Annotated in this window: 4 protein-coding genes; 3 read left to right on the top strand and 1 reads right to left on the bottom strand. The window is 69.9% G+C overall.

Annotated elements, in window-relative coordinates:
- Positions 1-120 precede the first annotated feature (120 nt).
- The 3 genes from AC2W7M_RS20660 (at position 121) to AC2W7M_RS20650 (ending at position 2,797) form a co-directional block, all read left to right on the top strand.
- Complete coding sequence (locus AC2W7M_RS20660) at positions 121-1,362, top strand: ammonium transporter (protein ID WP_486134528.1); 1,242 nt, start codon at positions 121-123, stop codon at positions 1,360-1,362.
- A gap of 203 nt (positions 1,363-1,565) precedes the next feature.
- Positions 1,566-1,919 carry an SLC13 family permease gene (locus AC2W7M_RS20655; protein ID WP_486134526.1) on the top strand — a complete coding sequence of 118 codons (354 nt, stop codon included), beginning with the start codon at positions 1,566-1,568 and terminating at the stop codon, positions 1,917-1,919.
- Positions 1,844-2,797, top strand: coding sequence for an ArsB/NhaD family transporter (locus tag AC2W7M_RS20650; protein WP_486134530.1), 954 nt, complete (start codon positions 1,844-1,846; stop codon positions 2,795-2,797). The genes AC2W7M_RS20655 and AC2W7M_RS20650 overlap by 76 nt, the downstream gene beginning before the upstream one ends.
- Before the next feature lie 12 nt (positions 2,798-2,809).
- On the opposite strand, the gene AC2W7M_RS20645 is transcribed toward AC2W7M_RS20650, so the two are convergent.
- On the bottom strand, positions 2,810-3,799 hold the full coding sequence (locus tag AC2W7M_RS20645; protein ID WP_486134524.1) for a LacI family DNA-binding transcriptional regulator: 990 nt from the start codon (positions 3,797-3,799) through the stop codon (positions 2,810-2,812).
- Between the last annotated feature and the right edge of the window lie 517 nt (positions 3,800-4,316).

The following is a 4,316-nucleotide window of genomic DNA, read 5'->3' as shown; positions in this document are numbered from 1 at the left end:
GCAGCGCCCGCGCCGCCCGCCGCGCCCTGACGCCGCGCCGCGACGGGGCGACCGCTCCGTCCGGCCTTCCACACCCGGTCTACGCACCGCCGCCAGGCGGCCCTCAGGAAGGAAACGCCCATGCAAAGCATCAGTGCCGGCAATACGGCCTTCATCCTCCTGTGCACCGCGCTGGTGTGCATGATGACCCCGGCTCTCGCGCTGTTCTATGGCGGCCTCGTCAAGCAGCGCGACATGCTCTCGATCATGATCCAGAACTTCGTCTGCATGGGTGTTGTGGGCCTGATCTGGGTGTTCGGCGGCTTCAGCCTCGCCTTCGGTCCCGACATCGGCGGCGTGATCGGCAACATCGCGCCCTATTTCGGCATGTACCACGTGGGCGTCGCGCCCAACCCGGCGATGGGGCCGACCATCCCCTTCATCATGGTGTTTGCCTATCAGATGATGTTCGCCATCATCACCCCGGCGCTGATGACGGGCGCCTTCGTGGGCCGCTTCCGGTTCGGCGCCTACCTCGCCTTCGTCGCTTTGTGGACCATCCTGGTCTACCTGCCGGCGGCGCACTGGATCTGGGGCGGCGGCTTCCTCGCCAAGATGGGCGTCGTCGACTTCGCCGGCGGCATCGTCATCCACACCGCCGCGGGCTTCTCGGCGCTGGTGACGGCGGCCTATCTCGGCAAGCGCATGCTGGCGCCGGGCGAGAGCGAATCCGAGCCCGCGAGCCTGCCGCTGGTGGCGCTGGGCGCCGGCCTGCTCTGGTTCGGCTGGTTCGGCTTCAATGCCGGCGGCGCCTATGCGGCCGACGCGCTCGCCGCCTACGCCTTCACCAACACCATGCTGGCCGGCTCCATCGCCATGCTGGTGTGGATGTTCTGGGAGTGGCGCGAGAAGGGCCGTCCGTCCTTCTCCGGCGTGCTGGTGGGCGCGGTAGCGGGCCTTGCCACCGTCACTCCCGCTTCGGGCTATGTGGAGCCCATGGCGGCGCTCGCCATCGGCGCCATCGGCGCCACCGTGTGCTATCACGCCAAGCATGTGCAGAGCTGGCTGAAGGTGGACGACTCGCTGGAGGTCTGGCGCGCCCACGGCGTCGGCGGCATGACCGGCGCGCTGCTGATCGGTGTGCTCGCGAGTTCCCACATCAACCAGGTGTCCGCGGGCCTGCACCAGCTCGGCGTGCAGGCGCTCGCGGTCGCCATCGTCGCCGCCTATGCCAGCCTCGTCACGTTCATCCTGCTCAAGGTCCTGGACGGGATGGGCGTGCTCAGGGTGTCGGAGAAGGTCCAGGAGGAGGGCCTCGACACCACCATGTATGGCGAGCAGGCCTTCAATTTCTGGAACATGGATCGCGGCGGCAAGGCCTGATCCCCCGGCAAGGCCTGATCCCCCGCTTGGGCCGCGGCCTCGGACATCCCCGGATGCCCGTGGGCGGCCAAAGCCTGACCTTCGACCTCTGCCGCCCTCGGGCGGCAGAGGTCTGATCGCCATCGTGCGGCAGCGGCGTGCATCCGGAGGCTTCCCGGCGCAGGCCGCTCGCGCGTTTCAATCCCTCTCCCCGCGCGGCGCCCATGGACCTGACACTCACGATCTTCGTCCTCGTCTATGTCGCGATGGGGGTCGGCCACCTGCCCTTCTTCCGCCTCGACCGGACCGGCGCCGCGCTGGTGGGGGCGATGCTGCTCATCGCCTTGGGCACGATCGCGCCGGCGGCGGCCTGGCAGTCGATCGACTACAACGCCCTCGGCCTCCTGTCGGGCCTGATGATCATCTCGGCCGCGTTCTCGGTCTCCGGCTTCTACGATTGGGCGGCACGGGCGGTGGGCGCGGCCGAGGTCGGCCTCGGGCGCTGCTGGCCATCGTCATCGCCGTCTCCGCCGGCCTGTCGGCGCTGCTCACCAACGACGTGGTGGTGGTGGCGATGACGCCGATCTTCTGCCAGATCTGCCTCGCGCGGCGGCTCAACCCGGTACCGTTCCTGCTCGCCTTCTGCTTCGCCGCCAATGTGGGCTCCTCGGCCACCCTCATCGGCAGCCCGCAGAACATGATCGCCGCCGAGACGCTGCACCTGTCCTTCCTCGGCTTCATGAAGCTCGCCGCCCTGCCCTCGCTGCTCGGTTTGCCGATCATCTGGCTGGTGCTGGTGTTCTTCTATAAGGGCCGGTGGGACCTCGCCGCGCCCGCCGACGCCGACGCGCCGGTGGCGCCGCCGCAGCCGCTCGACGTGGGCGAGACCGTGAAGGCCTTCATCGTCACCGCCGCCGTGATCGTCGGCTTCGTGGCGACCGACTGGCCGCACATGCTGATCGCCCTGCTCGGCGCCAGCATCCTCCTGGTCAGCCGCCGCGTGGAGTCCGAGAAGCTCATCCGCCTGGTGGACGGCGACCTGCTGGTGATGCTGATCGGCCTGTTCATCGTCAATGCGGCGGTCGCCGCCACCGGGCTGCCGCAGGAGCTGATCGCGTGGCTGCGCACGGTCGGGTTCGACCTGCACGACCCCATGTCCATGCTCGTCATCATGTCGGTGGTGTCCAACATCGTCGGCAACAACCCCGCCGTGATGCTGGCCGCGCCGTTCCTCACCGGCGCCGCGCAGCCGGAGGCGCTGGGCGCGGCGATCGCGCTCGGCACGGGCTTCTCGTCCAATGCCGTGATCTTCGGCAGCCTCGCCGGCATCATCGTCGCCGAGCAGGGCAAGAAGAACGGCATCACCATCGGCTTCGCGGAGTTCGCCAAGGCGGGCGTGCCCACCTCGCTGCTGTGCCTGCTGCTGGCGGCCGGCTGGATCCTGTATCTGCAGTGACGGCGGCCGCGCTCAGGTGCTGCCGCGGGCCAGCAGCCGGAAGCCCACGTCCACCATCTTGGCTTCCACCTCCTGGCCCTGCATGCGGCGCAGCAGCAGGCGGGCCGCCTCCATGCCGATGGTCCGGCTGGCGATGGCGATGGTGGTGAGGCCGGGCACCAGATGGGCGGCGATGTCGTAATTGCCGAAGCCGGTGATGGCGAGATCCTGCGGGACGCGGATGCCCATTGCCGCGCATTTCAGGAGCGCGCCGGAGGCTAGCACGTCGCTCGCGAACACCACGGCATCGGTCTCGGGATGGTTCCGGCGCACGCGATCCAGGAGCGCCACGCCGGCCTCCATGACCATGGGACCGGAGGTCGCGGTGACGACGCGGGCCTCGACGCCGGGAAAATGTCGGCCATGGGCGTCGAGGAAGCCCTTCAGGCGGTCCTTGGCGCGGTGGTCGCCGGGCTTGATCATGCCGGCGAAGGTGAGCCGGCGATAGCCGCGCGCCACCAGATGGTCGACCACCTCCATCATCGCCGCCGCATTGGAGAAGCCCACCAAAAGGTCGATGGGACGCGGCGTCCAGCTCCAGCTTTCCACCACCGGCACGCCGGTGCGCTTCAGGATGTCGGCGGCCTCCTGGGTGTGCCGCGTGCCGATGATGAAGAAGCCATCCGGCCGCCGCCCCGCGAGCGAGCGCACCAGCGCCTCCTCGCGCGCGGTCGTGTAGTCCGTATGGCCGAGGAACACCTGGTAGCCTTCCGGCAGCAGCACGTCGGTGAGCCCCTGGATGGTCTCGGCGAAGATCGAGGTGGAGATGGTGGGGATGATCGCCGCCACCGTCATGGAGCGGTTCGAGGCGAGGTGGCTGGCGGCATAGTTCTGCACGTAACGCGTCTCGCGCACCGCCTGCTCGATCCGCGTCAGGGTCTCCGGGCCGACGCTGCGCGGGTCGCGCAGGGCGCGCGACACCGTCTGGGCGGAGACCTCCGCCGCCCGCGCCACGTCCGCCATCGTGACGGCGCGGGTGGCGGATCTGCGCCGGGAACCGCTTCGGCGCCGGTCCTCGCCTGTTCTCTGACACGTCCGCCAAGCCCCTTCCCCGCCCACCTGTCGCGGCGGCGCAACCGCCAGCGTCCGCAGTGCGCGGACGGCCGGTGCGCCGCCCGCCATCCGTGATGTTAGCGATCGGGTTATCGCTAATCCAGCGCCGGGGCGATCGCCTCTTGCGCGGCGCGCGGGCTGCATGTTATCGCTCACGTTAGCGGTCACTCTGCACCAATGCAGACGCCCGGCGCAGCCGGGAGAGCCGCAGTCGGCGCCAGCGGAACACCGCTGCGCCCGGGAGAGGAAGACGCGGCCATGACGGCCATCGGCACGCTCGAAGGCAGGGTCGCCTGGATCACCGGCGGCGGCAGCGGCATCGGCGAAGCGACCGCGCGGCGCTGGCCGAGGCCGGCGCGCACGTCATCGTTTCCGGCCGCCGGGCGGCGGAACTCGACCGCGTCGCCGCCGACATCCGCGCCGCGGG

Source organism: Xanthobacter sp. BG11Y11_SDJG (assembly GCF_057364445.1).
This window is presented reverse-complemented; position numbering and strand designations above follow the sequence as displayed.

What these genes read in the sequence shown, in the direction of transcription:
- AC2W7M_RS20660 (WP_486134528.1), top strand. Translation starts at nt 121, where the DNA reads ATGCAAAGCATCAGTGCCGGCAATACGGCCTTCATCCTCCTGTGCACC.
- AC2W7M_RS20655 (WP_486134526.1), top strand. Translation starts at nt 1,566, where the DNA reads ATGGACCTGACACTCACGATCTTCGTCCTCGTCTATGTCGCGATGGGG.
- AC2W7M_RS20645 (WP_486134524.1), bottom strand. Translation starts at nt 3,799, where the DNA reads ATGGCGGACGTGGCGCGGGCGGCGGAGGTCTCCGCCCAGACGGTGTCG.